The organism is Desulfoscipio sp. XC116, assembly GCF_039851975.1.
GTDB lineage: Bacteria > Bacillota > Desulfotomaculia > Desulfotomaculales > Desulfallaceae > Sporotomaculum.
The window spans coordinates 2,826,585-2,845,572 of record NZ_CP156660.1 but is presented as its reverse complement, the minus strand read 5'-3'; the positions used below and the strand labels follow the sequence as shown (position 1 = coordinate 2,845,572).

The 18,988-nt window shown below is 43.4% G+C and carries 16 protein-coding genes and 1 pseudogene; 13 read left to right on the top strand and 4 right to left on the bottom strand.

Translation table 11 applies throughout. The annotated features are described in order from the left end of the window. Positions 1-31 precede the first annotated feature (31 nt). The 10 genes from ABDB91_RS13640 to ABDB91_RS13595 all read left to right on the top strand — a co-directional run bounded on the left by ABDB91_RS13640 (position 32) and on the right by ABDB91_RS13595 (position 11,901). On the top strand, positions 32-1,705 hold the full coding sequence (locus ABDB91_RS13640; protein WP_347488258.1) for a hypothetical protein: 1,674 nt from the start codon (positions 32-34) through the stop codon (positions 1,703-1,705). A 147-nt stretch (positions 1,706-1,852) separates the two neighbouring features. After that, entirely contained in the window at positions 1,853-2,632 is a 780-nt protein-coding gene (locus ABDB91_RS13635) for an AraC family transcriptional regulator (protein ID WP_347488257.1), read from the top strand. 399 nt (positions 2,633-3,031) lie between these two features. Continuing rightward, the gene (locus tag ABDB91_RS13630; protein ID WP_347488256.1) at positions 3,032-3,811 is read left to right on the top strand and encodes a helix-turn-helix domain-containing protein; all 780 of its coding nucleotides are present in this window, start codon (positions 3,032-3,034) and stop codon (positions 3,809-3,811) included. Positions 3,812-3,981: 170 nt separating this feature from the next. Beyond that, positions 3,982-4,470 carry a hypothetical protein gene (locus tag ABDB91_RS13625; RefSeq protein WP_347488255.1) on the top strand — a complete coding sequence of 163 codons (489 nt, stop codon included), beginning with the start codon at positions 3,982-3,984 and terminating at the stop codon, positions 4,468-4,470. A 92-nt stretch (positions 4,471-4,562) separates the two neighbouring features. After that, positions 4,563-4,742, top strand: coding sequence for a hypothetical protein (locus ABDB91_RS13620; RefSeq protein WP_347488254.1), 180 nt, complete (start codon positions 4,563-4,565; stop codon positions 4,740-4,742). A 222-nt stretch (positions 4,743-4,964) separates the two neighbouring features. Beyond that, the gene (locus ABDB91_RS13615) at positions 4,965-8,306 is read left to right on the top strand and encodes an S-layer homology domain-containing protein (protein ID WP_347488253.1); all 3,342 of its coding nucleotides are present in this window, start codon (positions 4,965-4,967) and stop codon (positions 8,304-8,306) included. Between the two features lie 365 nt (positions 8,307-8,671). After that, positions 8,672-9,385, top strand: coding sequence for an acylneuraminate cytidylyltransferase family protein (locus ABDB91_RS13610; RefSeq protein WP_347488252.1), 714 nt, complete (start codon positions 8,672-8,674; stop codon positions 9,383-9,385). Further along, positions 9,373-10,167, top strand: coding sequence for an SDR family oxidoreductase (locus tag ABDB91_RS13605; protein WP_347488251.1), 795 nt, complete (start codon positions 9,373-9,375; stop codon positions 10,165-10,167). Before ABDB91_RS13610 ends, ABDB91_RS13605 begins: the two co-directional genes overlap by 13 nt. After that, on the top strand, positions 10,161-11,084 hold the full coding sequence (locus ABDB91_RS13600) for a Gfo/Idh/MocA family oxidoreductase (RefSeq protein ID WP_347488250.1): 924 nt from the start codon (positions 10,161-10,163) through the stop codon (positions 11,082-11,084). Before ABDB91_RS13605 ends, ABDB91_RS13600 begins: the two co-directional genes overlap by 7 nt. 46 nt (positions 11,085-11,130) lie before the next feature. Further along, positions 11,131-11,901, top strand: a complete 771-nt coding sequence (locus ABDB91_RS13595; protein WP_347488249.1) for an oxidoreductase — start codon at positions 11,131-11,133, stop codon at positions 11,899-11,901. Between the two features lie 128 nt (positions 11,902-12,029). Here the strand turns inward: ABDB91_RS13595 and ABDB91_RS13590 are convergent. Next, a pseudogene (locus ABDB91_RS13590) lies at positions 12,030-12,194 on the bottom strand (type II toxin-antitoxin system HicB family antitoxin); the annotation flags it as partial. 90 nt (positions 12,195-12,284) lie between these two features. Here ABDB91_RS13590 and ABDB91_RS13585 point away from each other — a divergent pair. The 3 genes from ABDB91_RS13585 (at position 12,285) to ABDB91_RS13575 (ending at position 15,841) form a co-directional block, all read left to right on the top strand. Beyond that, positions 12,285-13,250 carry an FkbM family methyltransferase gene (locus ABDB91_RS13585; protein WP_347488248.1) on the top strand — a complete coding sequence of 322 codons (966 nt, stop codon included), beginning with the start codon at positions 12,285-12,287 and terminating at the stop codon, positions 13,248-13,250. A 133-nt stretch (positions 13,251-13,383) separates the two neighbouring features. After that, positions 13,384-14,508, top strand: a complete 1,125-nt coding sequence (locus ABDB91_RS13580; RefSeq protein ID WP_347488247.1) for a glycosyltransferase — start codon at positions 13,384-13,386, stop codon at positions 14,506-14,508. Positions 14,509-14,569: 61 nt separating this feature from the next. Further along, entirely contained in the window at positions 14,570-15,841 is a 1,272-nt protein-coding gene (locus ABDB91_RS13575) for a tetratricopeptide repeat protein (RefSeq protein WP_347488246.1), read from the top strand. Positions 15,842-15,858: 17 nt separating this feature from the next. On the opposite strand, the gene ABDB91_RS13570 is transcribed toward ABDB91_RS13575, so the two are convergent. Genes ABDB91_RS13570 through neuB form a run of 3 tightly spaced genes read right to left on the bottom strand, consistent with a single transcriptional unit; the run spans position 15,859 to position 18,756 of the window. After that, positions 15,859-16,590 (bottom strand): acylneuraminate cytidylyltransferase family protein, encoded by a 732-nt coding sequence (locus ABDB91_RS13570; protein WP_347488245.1) that lies wholly within the window; start codon positions 16,588-16,590, stop codon positions 15,859-15,861. Next, positions 16,580-17,761: a UDP-N-acetylglucosamine 2-epimerase gene (gene neuC / locus ABDB91_RS13565; protein ID WP_347488244.1), complete on the bottom strand. Its 1,182-nt coding sequence runs from the start codon at positions 17,759-17,761 to the stop codon at positions 16,580-16,582. The genes ABDB91_RS13570 and neuC overlap by 11 nt, the downstream gene beginning before the upstream one ends. Further along, positions 17,758-18,756: an N-acetylneuraminate synthase gene (neuB, locus tag ABDB91_RS13560; RefSeq protein ID WP_347488243.1), complete on the bottom strand. Its 999-nt coding sequence runs from the start codon at positions 18,754-18,756 to the stop codon at positions 17,758-17,760. Before neuB ends, neuC begins: the two co-directional genes overlap by 4 nt. Positions 18,757-18,988: the final 232 nt, after the last annotated feature.

Genomic DNA, 18,988 nt, shown 5'->3' with positions numbered 1-18,988 from the left:
ACGACAATGACGCTTAAGAGGGGATGGAATTATGCCCGCAAATGAAGATGTTAATGCGTTTGCAGTGAAATGGTTTGACAAATTCCGAGACATAAAAACTGTGTCTCATGAAGTTGAAGACCCTGCTTTCGCCGACGAGTGCTTTTCGCTTGGCTTTGAAATGGACTGTGGAAAAGCCTTTGAAACCGCATATCCCGACATGAAGGCTTTCAGCGACTATCGTGAACTTGATAAGATAATTGATAGTATCGACGATATTCATCTCCTTGGCTGCGCCCTTTTTTCGCGGTGGCGGTATTTTACACATTGGGCGGGTCCCGGCGAGGATATTCTTTCATTTGAGAATAGGTCGTGGTTTATTACGGCGCTTGGCAGACTGGAACGCCTGTCGGGAGATGGCGAAGCAAGTTCGTTTATTTTTAAAGGAGTCACCCAAAAACTATTGATAACCTCCAACAATGTCTGCTTTGGCCCGCGCCCATTGCCTGACGACGAAATTGAACAGCGTCTTTCCATTATGGCAGACGGGAGAGTGTTTTTCTCTGCATATGCTTATGGTGATGGAACGAAACATATCAAGACCTGCACAAGGAACTTCGAAATTGAAGCCGAAAAAGCCGCTTATATTTTGAAAATTGTCGGTGATTACTTTTCTGATGAATACGATGTGGCATTTGCCGCTGATGTTGGCGACTGGGAAATGACAATTACGAACACAGAGAATGTATCATATCATTTCCGAGGCTCTCTTTGTACCGGTTGCTCTGATGAACTGGACAATTTATCTGACACCATTCGGTTCAATCTTGAAATGCCGGAACTGCTCGTCTTTGACGGCATGGCGAAGTCAGACAGAATTGAAAGAATCGCGGTTGACTATCACCGCATAACGAAGATTAAGCCCGGCTTCATACCCGAAGGTTCGACTTGGGAGTATGCAACATGGGATTATAGCGAACACATTACCATAGACAGAAAAAGCGAGGTTTTGGAGCATATTCAAAATATCGGCAGTGGCTGTCAGGTGTCAAGAAAATATCATGTTGAGGAAGGCGTTACAGCGCTTTTGGATGATATTGATGCGGATAAGTTTTTTGCGCATACCAAAGGGAATCCTCCTGATGTTATCATCAATCCGCTTGAAACAAAGGACTATAAAATCACGGTTGACTACCTGTACGGCGAACAAAAAGTCCTGACCGGCACCTTTGATAAAAATGGACTTCCCGATGACTTTTCAGCTTCTGCGGAAACAGTGTTTGATTTTATGTGCTTTTACGGAATGGGCGAAATTCTTGACCCGGCAGTGCATGGAAAACCACTGCGCAAGCAGACGGATTACATTTTTTGCAACGTGAAGTTTGATGATTACGGAAAAACATATTGTTATCTGACCGATGACGATAATTTCAAAGCAGAGGACTATGTTGTTGTTCCGGCCGGGAAGGATAACCATGAGACTATTGCGCAAATAGAAAGTATTGAATACCATTCTGTTGATAACGCGCCATTTCCGCTGGATAAAATAAAAAACCTCAAAGCAAAGTTGAAGCGTGAAAACAATCAACTGGGTAGTGTGACTACCCGGTTCAAATTCACCGCACCCGATGGGAAAAAACGCGCGGCGAATGTTCTTGGAGTAAAATCAACAAGAAAGACTACCTCTCCGCTATGGAGAAAGGCGTTTCAAGTCCGGCACAAATGAAAGCCTTATTGAAATCGGCTTTAACCGATAAAATTAACGACCGTGAGGTCTTTATGAAAGGCGTAGACTTATTCCTACTACTACGAGCAGGAAGACAACATTTCAGAGGAATAAACTCAAACGGTATTACGAATGAGAGGGAATCGCGTGAAGGATACCATACAGGAAAAACAGAGCAGTATTATAGAGTCGTTTCAATCTGCTTTTAAGAATGAAGTGCTTCTTGCAAAAATCATTGAATTATGTCCTTTCCAAATTGAAGTTTTTAATCCGGAGGGGATATCCGTGTTGGTCAATCAGGCCGCCTTAAAAGAATTCAATATCCCAAGTGCAGATATGGTGATTGGCAAATACAATTTACTGAAAGACTCATCCATTCAGGCTATGGGGTATATGGATGAGGTAAAAAGGGCTTTCCAGGGTGAAACCGTTTTTTTTAGTGATATTCGAGCCCCAATTGAAGACGTATTTGAACGATATGGAATCAATGATTGTGACCTGGAGGCTATTTATCATGATATTACGATCTTCCCAATTAAGGATTCTCAAGAGCGGCTGGCTTTTGTGGTAGCGTTTCTTTATCCAAGAAGGGTGTACCGCCATGTGAATGAAATCATTCGAGCAAAAGAACACATTGAAACCCATTGGATGGAGCCGTATGATAACAATAGTGCAGCCAACGTAGCAGGCTTAAGCAAAACGCACTTTATCCGGCTGTTTAAAAAGCATACAGGCATGACACCTCATGACTATTACATAAATTTTAAAATGAACAAAATCAAAGAGAAATTATCAGACTCCAATTTTTCTATATCCCAGGCTTTTGCTGCTTGCGGTGTAGATTACAACGGTCATTTTGCCATGGTATTTAAGAAAAGTATTGGATATACGCCTTCCCAATACCGGAATATGCTCAAGCAAAAATAGTCGTTTCTCATTAAGATGAAGTAGGCTTTTTGGGGGTATTTTCAAAGGGCTGCTTTTGTTTTTCTAAATGGTATTTTTCTTACTGATAACGGTCATATATCCCCTATCTCCCCGATTTTATTTTCCTTAAAATTAAAAGAAACGGAGGGATTTTTTTGAAAAAAGTGCTTTGCTTTATTGCCATATTTGCTATAAAGCTGATAATTAAGAGAATCGGAAGCAACGCGGGAATTGAAAATTATCCAAAACGGTGTAAGAGGAGCGAAAGCTCCTTTTATGCTTTCCGTTAGCATTTCTATTTGCTAAAATGCTTGTAGCCTTAAAAGAGCGCAATTATTTGATATTACATAAGTTGTATAATATTGTATAATCATACTGTTTGAATTGGGGGAGAGGTACATGAAGGATACCATAAAAGGCATGCAGCATGATGCCATAGAGTCATCTCAGGCCGTTTCTGGAAATGAAGAGCTTCTTGCAAAGATCATAGAATTTTTTCCATATCCTATCCTGATTTACACTTCCGACGGAAAAGCAGTGATGGTCAACCGGGCAATGCTGAACGAGTTCAATATTCACGGGCCGGAGGAGGTTATTGGTAAATTTAACGTATTAAAAGAACCTTTTATTATCAAAGCAGGTATAATGGATGATATAAAACGGGCTTTCCGGGGTGAGACCGTGATTCTTCAGGATATCCGGGTGCCACTGGAGGATATCGCGGCACTGCATGGAATACAGGATTTCAACGTAGAGGCTGTATACCAGGACATTACACTTTTTCCTATTCCTACTGCGGACAGGAAAGCATTCTTCGTGGCGGTGCTTCTCATAAACCGGCGGATATACCGATATAAGGATGAAATTGCGAAGGCGAAGGAATACATGGAAAATCACTGGCTAGACTCCTTTGATGTAAAAGAAACCGCGAAGGCGGCAGGTCTTAGCGGGACGCATTTTGTGAGACTGTTCAAAAAACATATTGGCATGACACCCCATGACTATTATATAAACCTAAAAATAAGCAAAATCAAAGAAAAATTATCCGATTCCGCCCTTTCCGTTGCACAGATATTTGCCGCTTGTGGCGTGGACTACAGCGGTCATTTTGCAAAGGTTTTTAAAGAAAGGGTCGGTTTTTCTCCTTCCCAATACCGGAGTAAGGCATATAAAAAATAATCGGTTCCCATTAAGATGAAAACAGTCTTTCAGAAGCGTTTCCGAGGGACTGTTTTTTTATTTTCCTCAAATGGTATTTTTCTTACTGATAACGGTCTTATATCACCTATCCTTGTAAGCGGCTTTTCCCTAAAATTAAAATGAAACTACTCAGAAAGGAGAGTGTCCTTTTGGGTGAAAAAACAAAGGAACAGCTGCTTGCAGAATTGATGGAAATCCAGAAAATGCTGGAAGAAAAAGTAGCCTTTCAGGACCATATGATTAAGAAATTCCAGATGCTTACCTCTAATGAAGGCTTATTTCACCAGATCATTGATTACTGCCCGTATCCCATTGCGGTATTTACACAGCAGGGAACACTGGTAGCGGCAAACAATGCTCTTATTAAGGAAACAAAAATGAGATATAAGGATTTAGCTGAGGGCAAATGCAATATTTATGAACACAATTCCGATAACCTACAGCTGATGAATGCAACAAGGCAGGCTTTTACCGGAAAAACCTTCTTTTTGGAAAACTTAAAAAATCCACTTGCCATATTTTCAGGAATAGAACAGGGAACTGAATCGCTCTCCAAAAACTTTGAAAGAGCAATTGTCTTTTCTATTTCTGATGATGACGGCAAAATAACACACGGAGTCGTCGTGTTCACAATTTAAGACCAAAAGTAAATGTAAATTCCTAAATGGTATAAATAGCAACCACCTGTACAGCGAAAGAGGTAATAAAGGAGTATGCAGAACTCTGGGAATTGGAAAATGAAAACACGATGATAATGGAGGATATGGGTTCTGCAACCCTTACGGGAAAATTTCAAGGGTATGAAGTCGTTGTAAACGGCGGTCAAAAGTCCCCGGACATCCCCGAAGGGGCAAAAACCTATGTGGCCCTATTGGTAGAAAAGCTAATCAAAAAGAAATTTTTAATCTGAAAACAATTTTTATGGAGGTACTTCAGGACAGTAGAATATCTTGAAAAACCTAAATGGATACCCTCATGGTTTCCTATAGATAAGAACGCCACTAAAGTCGGTAGCAATATAAATTTTAAGACAGCCGAAGACAAAGAAGAATGGAATATCAAATTTTATTCTAAAGGAGACCCAAAAACAGATATTGTGGTCTTGGTGTAGGATGTCCGAAATAATTAAAAATTGCAGGTCCTCATTACCGGAACGGCAGTGGCAGGTCAGTGCGGAGAATCCGTCAACATCAGCCGCACCGGTGTCTACATAGAGGGTGCGAGCGGACAGAGTACGTTGCTTACCATCGAAGACGGTACCGTAAAAGGAACGGAAATCGGCGTCAAAGCTGAAAATCATTGCGATGTGGAGATCACCGGCGGCAGCGTCGACGCGTCGTCCTCAGCCTCCGGCTGCGGCCTATTGCTGTCCCAAAGCTCGACCGTGACGATCGATGGCGCATCTGTTCTGGGCGGTGATAGTGAGAGCGGTTGCGGCATCAGCGTTCTTCCGTTCTCAACTGTTACGGTTAGCCAGAGCGAAGGAAAGACAACGACCGTCACCGGCGGCAAAGGCACGCTGGCCTCGGGTATGCTGCACTTAAACGGTGGTGCGGTGACTGGCGAAAGCACGTATGGCATCGAGATCGGGGAAGGCGGCAAGCTTACTATGCACGGCGGCAATGTAAGCGGCTCCGGCACTGGCATTGTGACGAACAATATTGGCGACATGGTGGAAATCTGGGGCGGTACGGTCTTTGGCACGGAAATCGGCATCAACAATGCCGGCAGCCTGTCCATGATGGGCGGCAGCGTGACAGGCGGGAGCGACAATGGCTTGTCGCTCGGCTCGATCAGCCAAACCGTGCTGTACCATGGTGCGGCTGCCAGCCAAACGGAGGGCGTCAAGGCAATTTTCGTAGAAGGAGATCCGGAGCTTTGCGTCTACAGCGGGTTCTCGGGCGGCGACAACATACACCCTGAAGAGGGCCACACAAACTACGCCACCCGTCAGTCCCTTACGCTGAGTAACCTTCCCGATACCATTGCTCTGACGGTGGGCGAGGACAGGACGGTTACCATGACACCGGATGGCCAGTCGGTTGATGGCAGAATCATGCTTTTGGAGGATATTCTCGATGCGGGTCCGGTGACGCTGCAAAGCGGCAGCGATAACATAGCAAGCTTTACCGTATCAGGCAACAAAATCACTTTCACACCGATAAGCACCGGAACAGCCGAACTTGCTTTTGACGACACAATCACCTATAACGGTAGAAAGACAATTATAATAATCGTTGATGACCCGGCAGGCGGCGACACGGTTCCTCCAACTGTTTCTGCGGTTTTGCCCAATGATAATAACGTATCTGTAAACGCACCGGAGCTGAGCATAACCTTTAATGAGCCGATGGATACCGCAGTCACCGGCACAGTATCCATTGACAATGGCGCAATACTATCAGGTATCGGAACATGGGGCGATGGTAATAAAACTATTACATATACTGTGTCGGGCTTGGTCTATGGCACCGATTACAATATAGGGATTTCAAGCTTTGAAGATATTGCCGGAAATATTATGATCCCCGATAACAGTCATAGCTTCACTACGATGGGCAATCCGGATACCAATCCTCCGGTAATAAGCTTCGGTTTTGCAGCTGATTGTACCTTTGCTTCATCTCCTGAAAGTCTTACTATGACTGTTAGTGAAGCCGTTTATAAATCAGACGGTGGTGAGGAAGTAACCAGCGTTAATATTAATGATATAGGTTTAATTGAAATAACAAAAGATGGCGCTGTTTTTAACGATTTCACCCTTTCTTATGATAATGGAACCCATATCATTACCGTCTCTCCAGTGGATAGCTTCCTAAACGGCAGTTATGCTTTGGAGGTTAAAGCCGGCATTGCTAAAGATAATGCCGATAATGAGCTTGCGGAGCACAGCAGAAGCTTTACCGTGGCCGTAGCCGCCATAACAGATATTTCCGCCAATCCGTCCGCTCTGGCATACTCCGGCGGCGATGCAACAGTCACCATTACAGGTGTCAATCTTTCAGGACATGAGATCAAAGTGCTTCTTGACGGTGCGGAAGCTGCGATAGCAACCATCAATAGTGAAACAAACGCGACAGCAAGTGTTGTCATTCCACAAAACACAAGCTCCAGTAGTAAAACACACACCATGACGGCCACCTTGGATGGAGTGGCGGTTGCAAACAGGGAGGCAGTCGTTACAGTTAACAGAAAACCAAGCGGCGGTGGTTCCTCCAGTCACAGCAGTGGAAATAACAACGGAAACTCTAATCCCGCTTTTGCGCCGGAACTGAAAGCGGCAGTCCGGGTGTCGGACGACAGTGCAAATGTAATAGAGGATGTACCGGTAACAATGAACAACAGCACCGGAACCGCTTCAATGGAACTAGACGCAGCTCAGCTAAATGTCGCATTTGATAAATCAAAGTTAAATGATAAAGGGATTCAGGCAATAAGAGTTGATATACCTGAAATAGATGGGGCAAATGCTTATGAGTCTATCCTGCCTGCCAGCTTTTTGACATCGGGATATGTAACAAAAACGGTTGAAATCAATACGGATATTGCGGCAGTAACTCTGTCGGGCAGCATGCTTAACATGTCAGATGCAGCCGGGACGAAAAAAGTCTCGCTAACAATAGCCGCTGGTGACAGGAACAAGCTGGATGCGGCAGTACAAGCTCAAATAGGCGACCGGCCTGTCATAGAACTGAGCATGAAGATTGATGGGAAACAAACCTCATGGAGCAATGAAAGTGCGCCTGTGACCATAATCGTACCCTACACGCCGACAGCGGAGGAGTTGAAAGACCTCGAACACATTACGGTATGGTACATTGACGGTAGCGGCAAGGCGGTAGCTGTTCCCAACGGAAGATATGACCCTGCAACCGGGAAAGTCACCTTTACCACCACCCATTTCAGTCAGTACGCAGTTACATTTGTTACTAGGTCATTTAACGACCTGGGAAACACAGCCTGGACAAAGAAGGCGATCGAAGTCCTTGCATCCAAAGGCATATTGAGGGGAGCAACTGAAACAGAATATGCCCCTCAAACAAACATTACAAGGGCGGACTTCCTCTACTTCCTGGTCAGAACCCTGGGTGTTGATGCAAAGATTGACGGGAACTTCGATGATATAAGCAGCGATGCCTATTACTACAAAGAGATAGCCATGGCCAAAAAGCTCGGCATCACCAGCGGCATGGGAGACAACAAATTCGGCCCTGATGCAAGCATCACCAGGCAGGACATGATGGTATTGACAGAAAGAGCCTTGAGAATGCTGAAAAAGATTGAAGCGCAGGGTACGGCTTCGGATTTAGACAAGTTTGCCGACAAGTCCCTCGTAGCAGCCTATGCCGTGAACGGTGTGGCCTCTGTTGTCAAGGAAGGACTGATTGTAGGTAGCAGCGGTAAGATCAATCCGCAGGGCAACACCACAAGGGCGGAAGCAGCCGTGTTCCTGTATAGAATATATAACAAATAAGTGAGTTTTGATCCAATCCAATTCCCTTGGGGCCGCAATTAAAAGGATTGCGGCCTCAAGCCTTATTTTATTTAAGAAATGTTTTTATTATTTAATAAGACGGTATCTCACATTTTCTTCATACCTTATTTCTGGCTCACTTTTATTTTAGCGTTTATAACTTCAATATTGTTGGTATTACTGATCCGGACATGCAAAAACATGACCCTGCAAATCTTGGTATTCCTATAATTGGCAATGATAATTTAGTTTTAAATTACCCACCGCAATATAATATTAATTAACGGATGGGGTTCAATAAAATCAACAATTAAGCATAAACAGTATAAAGATACCTGCTTGTAAATCTGATTAGGGGGGGCACAATGTTCAACAATAGCCGAGTCTTGGCCATCATACCTGCTCGCGGCGGCAGTAAGTCAATTCCTAAGAAAAACATTAAACCCTTAGCCGGCAAGCCATTAATCGCTTGGTCAATTGAAACAGCCAAAGTAACTCCGGAGGTTGACCGTATCATTGTTTCTACCGATGACGATGAAATAGCGTCTGTGGCAGTAAGTTATGGGGCAGAAGTATACAAACGTCCCGCACATCTGGCAACGGATGAATCTCTGGTAATACATGCCATACAACTATTAGTTAAAGAATTGCAGGATGAGGGGGAAAAGGCTAAGTATATGGTGCTATTGGAGCCTACCAGTCCTCTACGTTTGAGTACTGATGTTAGTAATTGTATACGTATATTGACAGGACAATGTATTGACTCAGTTGCTACTTTTAAGGACGCGGAGTTGAATCCCCATCGAGCATGGCAGATTGACAATGGACAGGCAAAGACGTTCATTCCCGGTGCAATCCCCTGGTATCCGAGGCAAAAACTCCCAAGAGCTTACCAATTGAATGGTGCTGTCTATGCATTTAGGGCAGATCGAATGGATAAAGCAGAAATGAGTCTGTTTTTTGGTCGTACAGCTGCTGTAATGATACCCAAAGAACGTTCTGTAGATATTGATGATGAAATTGATTGGGAACTAGCAGAAATCTTGATGAAAAGGAGACTGCAACAATGCCAAGCTTAAAGGAACTGTTCTGTTTAAAAAACAAGTTGGCATTAGTCACGGGAGGAGCCGGTTATCTTGGTACAGAGATAACTTGGACACTGGCGGAGTTAGCTGGAAATTTAATTATTGCCAGCCGTGACACAGATAAATGTCAAAGGCTATGTCAAGAAATTAAGTCAAAATTTGCGGAGATACAAGTGAATGTAATGCAGTTGGATCTGACGAGTAGGCAATCGATAAAAGAGACTTTCAACATAATTAATGATCAATTCGGTGGTTTAGATATATTAGTGAATAATGCCGGAGCGAGTATAAAAAACAGTTTTGAATCGATTTCAGATGATGATTGGGATTATGATATTGAGCTTAATATAAATTCGGTATTTCGATGTGTCAAAGCTGCATGGCCAGGATTAAAAAAAAATAAAGGTGTTATCTTAAACATCGGTTCTATGTACGGGCATGTAGCACCTGATTACCGAAATTATACCGGTAATCTGCATGCAAACCCACCAAGTTATGGGGCAGCTAAAGCAGGTGTAATTCAGTTTACCAAATACTTAGCTAGCTTTTTGGCTCTGGATGGAATTCGAGTTAACTGTATTAGTCCAGGTCCTTTTCCCACACCGGCAACCCAGAAGGATGAGGAGTTTGTTTGCCGGTTATCTGCATGCAATCCATTAAATAGAATTGGCCGGCCATATGAAATAAAGGGAGCCATAGCGTTATTATGTTCAGATGCTTCAAGCTATATGACAGGGCAAAACATTTGCATTGATGGGGGCTGGGCCGCTTGGTAATAAAGTTGGGTATTTTGGGAATAAGTGAAGGAAATGGACATCCTTATTCTTTTTCAGCCATCATCAATGGCTACTCTGATACAGGTTTAAAAAACTCGGGTTGGCCTGTTATTTACAATTATGTTCGACAAAAAGATTTAGCTGATTTTGGTATAGAGGGAGCAAAAGTAACACATGCATGGACTCAGGACAGAGAAATAACAAAACGTCTTTGCACAGCTAGTCTTATTCCCAATATGATCGAGAAATGGGAGGATATGATTGGACAGATTGATGCTGTCATCATAGCTCGCGATGATTATGAGACCCATTTTAGCATGGCAATGCCATTTTTGGGGGCAGGTGGTTTCGTTTTTGTCGATAAGCCCCTTGCTTTAAATGTTGAAGAATTAAAAGAATTTCACCCGTTTCTTGAGAACGGTCAACTAATGTCCTGTTCAGGCATGAGGTATGCCGGAGAGCTTGATAGCATCAGAAGTACCATAGATGAATACGGTCATATTAACCTGGTTAGATGTACAGCACCTAATTCTTGGGAAAAATACGGGGTACATATGCTGGATGCAATATTTAATATTGTGCCATCAAGACCTGTTTCTGTAATGATGCTGGGAGCTAATCATACTTCCGCTGCAATTACTATGAACGATGGATCGTTATTACAGATAGACTGCCTTGGCCGATCCCCCGCCAAGTTTTCGGTAGAAATATGGGGCTCCAATAAGAGTGGTAAATGGGAGATTAGTGATAATTTTACCATGTTTCGAAGAACCTTATGGCACTTTATTAATAGCGTAAGAAACAAAAAAGTAATAATACCGCCCAGGCTAACAATAGATATTATGCGGATATTGATTGCCGGACGAGTATCGAAACACGAGCAGCGGCAGATACTTCTTGATGAGATCCAAGTTTGAGCCACAATGGATGTGATATACGAGCAGAAATAGTGGGTGAACAAGTATGGAGAGCTATAGCGAGGTATTTTCCCTCGGCGGCAAAACCGTGGTAGTAACCGGTGGTGCTGGGCTGTTAGGAAAAGAGATGGCTAGAGGTTTAGGCGATTTTGGAGCAACTGTTGTAGTAGCTGATGTTAATCTTGAAGCAGTGCGGCAAATTGCAAATAGTATAGGACGTAAAGCCAAAGCTGAGCGGCTTAATGTAACTAGTGAAGATTCTATTAAGGAATTAATTAAAAAATATGAGCGGATTGATGTCTGGATTAATTCCGCTTACCCCAGAACTTCTGATTGGGGACATAAACTTGAGCAAGTTAAAATTGAATCATGGAGGCACAATGTCGATATGCAATTGAATAGTTGCTTTTTTTGCTGTCGGCAGGTTGCTGATAAGATGAAAGTGCAAAAATCCGGCAGCATTATTAATTTCGGCTCTATTTACGGTATAGTTGGACCGTATTTCCCTATTTATGAAGGGACAGATATGACGACTCCGGCAGCATATGCGGCCATAAAAGGTGGTATTATCAATTTAACTAGATATTTAGCAACATATTTAGCACCCTATAACGTTAGAGTGAACTGTATTAGCCCCGGAGGTGTTTTTGATCATCAGCCGGAAACCTTTGTTCAAGCTTATAATAAACGTACTCCGTTAGGTAGAATGGCCGCTCCCGGCGAGATCGTAGGGACGGCAATATATTTAGCCAGTGAAGCTTCTAGTTATGTAACTGGCCAAAATTTGCTGGTAGATGGTGGCTGGACAGCTTGGTGATAGCAAGAGCTAAAGCCGTTTTTGCGTTTTCTATTCCATTCTTCTGAAAAACTAAACTCCAAAAGGAGAAGAAGTATGCAGCATTCAAAAAGCACCCTTACGGGTGCTTTTTGAATGCTGCATATGACTCAGCGGTTAGTTATGCCCAGGTTCTGTTTAAGTGCTTCCTGTAAAATTTGTGAAAAATTAACCTTCTCATGCTCCGCTAGGTCATTTAGCCATTTAGGAATGGTTAGCGTCTTTTTAACGGCCCGGTTTTCAATGGCGCTCCGATAGGTCGGCATCCAGGCTTCGGCGCCGATATTTAATCACTTATCTCATGGACGCGGCATATAATATCTTTATATTGCTGCAAAAAAACATTCGGGAAGGTGAAAAACTTAATGACAGATGCAAATAGGTCAGCTGCTGAGGAAATTGATTTCGTTGTTGACAGAAAGTTTACCGAATACATGAGTTATGTGGCAGGCGCGAGTTTGGATGATATACAAAGCTGCATGAAGAGGAACCTTGGAAATATCCGGCAACAGAATGCCCAGAATTATCAAAAGATACTGCAATGCTATAATATGTACAATTATTGGGGTAAACTGGATCCTGAGAATAATGTATATGAATTGATCGAAAACCGCGGAGCAGCGATGAAAGAACACCATGGCGATTTCACATGGCTGTACGGCAGGCTCTGCGATTATCGTTCCAAGAAAACCTTATTCGGTATTGTGGAGAACTGGCTGACATTCAGTATGGCGAGTCTGGACAGGATCATTGAAAAAACGTTCTGTCACTACTTTGATCTGGATATAGTGAAATGTGACGCCAATGAAGTATTTATCGATTTAGGAGCGTATACCGGCGATACCGTGATGAATTATCTGGACAGCTATATTGGTTATAAGAAAATCTATTGTTATGAAATTGTTCCTCATATCTACCAAAAGCTCAGGCAGAGTCTTGAACGGTATCCGAATATCGAATTGCGGGAAAAAGGCGTGGGAGACAAAAACGGTATGATGTATATAACGGACGAGGAACCCTCGGATACAATGCATAAGCTGGCGGACGCGGGAACGGCGGAAGTACCTGTTGTCACACTTGATGAAGATATTACGGAACCCGTGACTTTTATCAAAATGGATATTGAAGGCGGAGAACAGAAAGCGATCCTCGGCTGTAAAAATCACATTCAAGCGACACATCCGAAGCTTGCGGTTTCTGTCTATCACAATAATGAGGATATTTGGAAATGCGCCCGGATGATCGACGAGATCGACCCCGGCTATAAGTTTTATCTGAGATACAGCGGAGGCAATTATTATCCTTCCGAATGCGTTTTACTGGGCGTATAGCGCTATTGAGCCGCTGCGGCGGACAGTTGCCGCAGGTTCATAGTTCATTTTTTCCGATTTCCCGGCTCAAGCAACTTAAAACTTCTTGGCATATGATGTAATGAGGCTATTTTCTTAAGGGAGGAGATTGCATATGGGAGGAAAGCAAATCACAATCAGTCTTTGTATGATTGTCAGGAATGAAGAGCGTACGATTGGCCGCTGTCTTGATTCTGTTAAAGATATTTGCGACGAGATAATTATTGTTGATACGGGCTCTACCGATCGCACCAAGGAGATCGCTGAGAAATATACAGATCGAATCTTTGATTTTATCTGGATAGACGACTTTGCTGCTGCCCGCAATTTTGCTTTTGGCCGAGCAACCATGCGTTATATCCTCTGGTTGGATGCGGATGATATTATAGCTGATTCCGATCAGGAGAAATTTTTAAAACTGAAGAAAAGCCTGGATCCGTTTACGGACGTTGTAAGTATGCCCTATCTTTATGCCTTCGATCAGTTTGGAGCGGTATCGTTTAGTTTCCGACGCAATCGCCTGGTTAGACGGGATAAAAACTTTCGGTGGATAGGGGCTGTACACGAGTATTTAGAAGTGTCCGGATATGTTTTAAACTCAGACATTTGTGTAACGCATAAGCGTATCTCGAATGGTAATTCCACTCGCAACCTGAATATATATGAAAGGCGAAAGAGCAAGGGGGAGCCGTTTTCCCCGCGGGATTTATATTACTATGCCAATGAATTGTTTGATCATCGGTTATATAATCGGGCAATCGAAGTTTATCAGGAATATTTGATGACCGGACAGGGCTGGATTGAAGATAAAATTTCTGCCTGCGGTAAATTAGCCGATTGTTTTCAATCGCTGGGAGAAACGGAAAAACAACTTGAATATATCTACAAATCCTTTGATTATGCTTCTCCAAGGGCAGAATTTTGCTGTCGCCTGGGTTTTCATTTTCTGAATGCGAAGCAATATGAACAGGCGGTTTTCTGGTACAAACTGGCTACTCAAATAGAAAAACCTGCTGACTGTTCAGGATTCATGACCGAAGCCTCCTGGACGTGGTTGCCGCATTTACAGTTGTGTGTTTGTTACGATCGCTTAGGCAAGCATACGCTGGCTTATGAGCATAATGAGATTGCCAGAAAGTATTGTCCGGAAAATACAGCGATTCAGTCCAACAAGACTTATTTGGAGGGTATTTTAGGCATAGAAGCACCTGAGAAAAAAGAAATTATTCAAGGGGAGTAAATACAGAATCTAACATCAATTAACACAATACAAGCTATAACTATAAATAGGTGGGTGAGACATGATTTGGTATTCAATCTACGGACTTTATGAGATCATAAGAGAATATGCCAACTGTACATCGACACTGCCTCTGTTATGCCGCTATGAGCACGGGTGGGATCCTATACCAAAACCTAATCCGTATGATGCTCGAACTGATCAACCTCTGATGTTAGTCTGGAGCAGGAGACGTCTAAATATATGGAATGAAAAAAGTAGTATTCCCGCAGCCATTGTGGGGGCGCCTTTTGTACACTACCGAAAATCACGGAAAATCGAGAAGGATACAGCTTCTCGCGGTACGGTTGCCTTTCCCGCCCATACGACTCGGCAAATTGACTCTGTATTCGATATCGATAAGTATTGTGAGCAACTGAGAAATCTTCCGTCCGAGTTTCAGCCGGTAACAATATGTCTGCACTCTAATGATTTGGAAAGAAAGAAGGACGAACTATACAAAAAAAACGGGTTCAATGTTGTATCCGCCGGGCCGGCCTGGGTGCTGGGCTTTGAGTTTGTACAGAAATTTTACGATATCCTCAGGAGTCACAAATATGCAACGTCTAATCAAGTAGGCTCATATTCTTTTTATGCCGTTGAGATGGGTATTCCCTTTTTTATTTTTGGGGATCCGGCTGTTCTTAAAAATACAGGAGAACCGCTGATGCCCTCCGAATTCAGGTATGAAGATTATCAGATCGGTGCTTATGCCACAGCAATGTTTCAAGGTCCTACGCAGGTTATCAGCGAGGAGCAGAAGAAGTTTGTGGAAGATGAACTCGGCGTCCATGACTGTCTTTCCGGTACAGAACTCAGGGAATTGCTGATAGAAAGCAATAAGCGGCTGATTGAAGCGTATCAGGAGTTCTTGAAGACAGAACAGGGCGGGGTCGAAGATAAAATTTCAACATGCGGAAAACTGGTTGAGTATTATCAGCTTTCCGGTGAAACAGACAAACAGCTTGAGTATATCCTTAAAACATTCGAGTATGATACGCCCAAAGCTAACTTTTGCTGTCATTTGGGCTTATACTTTCAAAGTATCAAGAAATATGAACAGGCAATTTTCTGGTACAAACTGGCGGCTCAATTGGAAAAGCCTGCCGGCAGCAGACTGATGTGGTTGCCGCATATACAACTGTGCGTTTGCTATGACCGGATGGGCAAGCATGAGTTAGCCTATGAGCATAATGAGATTGCCAGAAAGTATTCTCCGAAAAATAACCAGATTTTGCACAATAAGAGATATTTGGAGCGTGTGTTGGGAATAGGAGTTCCCGAAAAGGAATGAAATGAGAGAACCTGCATTTAAGTATGCGGGTTCTCCGTTCCTTGACCTGTATTATCTAGGGTAAGCAGGTACTCCACGAAGGTAAAATCATATAAGGTATCTATATCGACGGATCTTTCCCTCGGCATTATGTATGCAAAAGAATTTCCGTCATAGATATTCTGTGTTTTTAAAAAATATGATGTGCTTACAGCGTATATTGCCCCGTTAATCCTAAAGAAAGCAGACAGTTCCTGTCTGGTTCTAGCCATGATTTCCGGCCGGACAAAACCCTTAAGAGATTTATTTTCCGGCAATGTATTGCACCATAAGGGAGAATGAGCGACCTCACACACCGATACTACCGCATCGGCATTAATAAGTATCAGCTGATTAATGGCATTGAAAATATCACTCGCGGTACGCAATGGTGATGTCGGCTGCAATACGACAAAGATATCATACTCCTTGCCTAATGTATGGTACTGTCCGAGTGCCTCCCTGACACAATCCCATGTCGAGGCAGAATCTGAAGCCAGATCATCCGATCTTAAAAATGGGACATTCGCCCCATATTTTATTGCAATGTCAGCATATTCCTGCGCATCTGTTGATAGGAATATTTCATCAATTATTCCCGTCTCCTGAGCCTGAATTATGCTATGGGCAATTAAGGGCTTCCCGTTAAGAAGGCGGATATTCTTGCCGGGAAACCCCTTGGAGCCGCTGCGCGCAGGAATTATGGCGATGATTCGGCGCTCACAGAGCATTGTCATATCCCCTCGCATCATAAAAACTCTTCTTTAGGTTTATCTTGCCGTTATCCAGAAAATCCTTGATTACCGCCGCTATTTTTGCGGATGTTTTCCCATCGCCATAGGGGTTGGCCTGATTAGCTATTTCGTTTAGAAACTGCTGTGATCTTGCCTTATTGATACTCCCCATAATAGCGTGCTTTTCCGGCCGGCAGGATATGACTGATTTTGCACAAATCCTGCCTTTTTGTCTGTCTCCAATATTGATCGTGGGTTTTTTAAAGCTCGGGGCTTCAATAATGCCGCTGGAGGAATTGCCGATGACAAACTCACAGTATTTCATCGCGGAGAGGTAACGCAAAACGCCCATTGATGTTAAGGCAATCGCATTGTCTTTGTTCTGGCAATAGGCATCTATTTTTTTATTTATTCCCCGGCCGTTTGCATCGGCATTGGCTTTTGTAAAGATATAACGGAGCCCGTTCGTCTCATCCAGAGCCGATAAAAGTTCTTCAATTTGCCTTATCGTCGTGTTTTTCTCCAATGTTACCGGATGAAAGGTTACAAGAGCGTATGGAATATGCAAATCAAAGTCTATGCTTCGCGACAGCTCATCTTTGGCCATAAAAGACATACTCAAAATGTTTTCCACACCTATGGCGCCGACATTAAAAACCCGGTCCGGTGCTTCACCCATATTTATAACCCGCTGTCTGTATTGCTCAGTAGAAGTAAAATGCAGATAACTCATTTTTGTAATTGAGTGGCGAAGAAACTCGTCAACCGCCCCTTCCGTGGTTTCACCGCCATGAATATGGGCAATCGGTATGCAAGCAACCGCGGCTGCTGTGGCGGCAGCGAATATCTCAAATCGATCCCCCAGCACGACGGCCATATCAGGCCGGGTTTTTTCAAAATACTCTGCAAAACAAATAACTCCGGTCCCGATGGCCTTGGACATTGCCTTATTTGAATCATCATCCTGCAAAACATCAATTCCGACGTCTATTGAGATGCCATCCGCTTCTATTTCTTGTAAAGTCAATCCGAAGTCCTCGGACAAGTGCGTCCCCGTTGCCGCAATTTTTAACTCAAAACTATCATCAGCCAGAAGTTTTTTTATAACAGGGCTTAAAAGACCATAATCAGCGCGGGAACCTGTCACTATAATGATTGATTTTTTCATAAATCTATAAGCTCATCCTCACAGAAATCACGCGCCGCACTCATTCCGAGTACCTCAAACCATTTCATAGGGGAAATTCCATTACCGGGACGCTTGATCGCTAAATTATCTTCAGTAAAGATTTCGCCTTTAGCTATATTCCGACCGGCGACAATACTTTTCCGGGCTGCTGCTTTATTCATTATCTCGGATGCCGATGGCTGTTTTATGCCATCCCCTAAAGCAACTTCAATATTTCTGATAGACGTCACCATGGCTTTGAGCTCCTGCGGATCAAGACTCGCTTTGTGATCCGGTCCCTCCAGACTTTTATCAAGCGTAAAGTGTTTTTCAATCACTGTTGCTCCTAACGCCACAGCAGCAATGGGCGCTTCAATCCCCAAGGTATGATCCGAATAACCGACCGCCACGCCAAACCGTTCCCGCAAAGTAAGCATCGCCATGAGGTTGGCATCCTCAAAAGGAGTGGGGTACTGCGTATTACAGTGCAGCAGAGTCATCGTTCCCGCGCCGTTATCCCGGAGCACCTTTATTGCCGATCCCACCTCATCCAAATCGCTCATCCCGGTTGAAATTATCACCGGCTTGCCGGTGCCGGCGATTTTCATCAGGTACGGCAGGTTGGTTATCTCTCCTGACGGCACTTTATATACAGGCATTTCAAGACTTTCTAAGCATTCTATGCTGTCAAAGTCAAATGCCGTGGAAAGAAATAATATTCCCTTTTCCGTACAATACTCTTTAAGTTCCTTAAAATAGTTATAAGACAGCTCCAGCTTCTTAAGCATTTCCAGTTGATTTCCATCAGTCATAGTATTTTGCTTTTGATACTCTGCTTTTGGCGCGGCTTTTGAAACAAGACTTTCCGTTTTAAAGGTTTGGAATTTGACCGCGTCCGCACCTGCGCTTTTTGCGGCGTCAACTAATTTCTTAGCCAGCTTTATATCCCCGTTATGGTTGACTCCGGCCTCGGCTATTATAAAAATGTCACTCATTATTTCTCACAACCTTACTTGTATATTCAATATTCCCACCCCTTCTATTATATGAACACCATAATAAAAATGCGCAGGATCAGGATTAAGAGAGTCGAGAGTCGGGGGACGGTTCTCCGACTCATTCCTGATGAATATTGTTCAAAGGGTCAGGTGATGAGTCAGAGAACCGTCCCTTGACTTACGGGAGAGTAGGTCGCCGTTGCAGATATCTTTAAAAAGCCTTTGGGTT

Coding starts and splice junctions, on each gene's coding strand:
- ABDB91_RS13595 (WP_347488249.1), top strand. CDS start 11,131: ATGGAGAGCTATAGCGAGGTATTTTCCCTCGGCGGCAAAACCGTGGTA.
- ABDB91_RS13580 (WP_347488247.1), top strand. CDS start 13,384: ATGGGAGGAAAGCAAATCACAATCAGTCTTTGTATGATTGTCAGGAAT.
- ABDB91_RS13640 (WP_347488258.1), top strand. CDS start 32: ATGCCCGCAAATGAAGATGTTAATGCGTTTGCAGTGAAATGGTTTGAC.
- ABDB91_RS13585 (WP_347488248.1), top strand. CDS start 12,285: ATGACAGATGCAAATAGGTCAGCTGCTGAGGAAATTGATTTCGTTGTT.
- ABDB91_RS13610 (WP_347488252.1), top strand. CDS start 8,672: ATGTTCAACAATAGCCGAGTCTTGGCCATCATACCTGCTCGCGGCGGC.
- ABDB91_RS13630 (WP_347488256.1), top strand. CDS start 3,032: ATGAAGGATACCATAAAAGGCATGCAGCATGATGCCATAGAGTCATCT.
- ABDB91_RS13570 (WP_347488245.1), bottom strand. CDS start 16,590: ATGCTCTGTGAGCGCCGAATCATCGCCATAATTCCTGCGCGCAGCGGC.
- ABDB91_RS13575 (WP_347488246.1), top strand. CDS start 14,570: ATGATTTGGTATTCAATCTACGGACTTTATGAGATCATAAGAGAATAT.
- neuC (WP_347488244.1), bottom strand. CDS start 17,761: ATGAAAAAATCAATCATTATAGTGACAGGTTCCCGCGCTGATTATGGT.
- ABDB91_RS13605 (WP_347488251.1), top strand. CDS start 9,373: ATGCCAAGCTTAAAGGAACTGTTCTGTTTAAAAAACAAGTTGGCATTA.
- neuB (WP_347488243.1), bottom strand. CDS start 18,756: ATGAGTGACATTTTTATAATAGCCGAGGCCGGAGTCAACCATAACGGG.